Origin of the sequence: Streptomyces sp. XY431 (assembly GCF_001279805.1) — a bacterium.
In the GTDB taxonomy this organism is placed as follows: Bacteria; Actinomycetota; Actinomycetes; order Streptomycetales; family Streptomycetaceae; genus Kitasatospora; species Kitasatospora purpeofusca.
Genome location: NZ_LGDO01000273.1, coordinates 1 through 1,041, shown reverse-complemented (window position 1 = coordinate 1,041; position 1,041 = coordinate 1). Strand labels below are relative to the sequence as shown.

1 protein-coding gene is annotated in these 1,041 nt (G+C 71.8%); it reads right to left on the bottom strand.

From position 1 onward, the window contains the following. Positions 1 to 907, bottom strand: a 907-nt coding sequence (locus tag ADK60_RS23445; protein ID WP_234371227.1) for an SGNH/GDSL hydrolase family protein, incomplete at its 3' end; no start/stop codon positions are given. Positions 908 to 1,041: the final 134 nt, after the last annotated feature.

Here is a 1,041-nt window from a genome sequence, read left to right as displayed (position 1 = left end):
GGTCGGAGGTCATCCCGGTGGACACCTGGCCCAGGTCGCTCCAGCCCCCGTGCCCGTCTCCGCCCTTGTTCAGGAACACCCGCACCGAACCGTTGTCGTCGAGAACGACGTAGTCCGCGCGGCCGTCGCCGTCGAAGTCCGCCCACCGCACCCGCCCCGCACCACCCGACTCCGTACCGGCGTGGCGTGTGGCCGCCGGGGCGGCCAGGCCGTCGGTGAAGGAGCGGTCCAGGGCCTGGTCGAAGGTCTGCGCCATCCGCTGGTAGCCGGAGTCGTTGGGGTGCAGTCCGTCGGCGAATTCGGCCGGCGTCAGCGCGGGCGCGGCGGTGTAGCGAACCTTGCGGCCCTGGGTCTGCTTCGTCTCGACGGCCCGGCTCAGCGCGGTGTTGTAGTCGGCCACCAGGGCGCTCAGGTTCGATGTGGTCGGAATCAGGCCCATCACGAGGACGCTGACACCGGGACGGGCGGCGAGGACACGGTCGATCAGTGCCGAGGTGCGGTCCGCCGCGTGGGCCTTGTCGCTGCCCCGGTCCAGGTCGTTGATGCCGATGTGCAGCAGGACGACGTCCGGCTGCGCGGCCTGGAGCCACCCGTCGACCCCGGCCGCGATGTCGTTGACCATGTACCCGCTGTGGCCCTCGTTGTCGGGGTCGGTGACCGCGCCGTTGTGGTTCGATCCCACAAGGTCGACGGTGTAGCGGTTCTGCTGGGCCACCAGGTCGCCGAGCAGGCCGCGATAGCCGGCGTCGGTGCTGCTCCGGTACCCGGCGGTGATCGAGTCACCGAGCGGCATCACCCGGAGCAGCGGGGCCGGCGCGGGTGCCGTGGCCGAGGCCGTGGGGGCGGTGGCCGCGATCGCCGCCACTGCGCTCGCAGCGGCCAGGGCGAGTCCGAGGGTGCGCTTCACAGGATTCCTTCTTCCTTGCTGGGGTTCGTGGCCGGGGTTCGTGGCCGGGGTTCGTGGTGCCGGTCGGTGGTGCGGGTGCGGGGTTCAGGCGCCGGCGGCGATCTGGCCGTAGTCGATCCAGCCGGGGTTGTTGC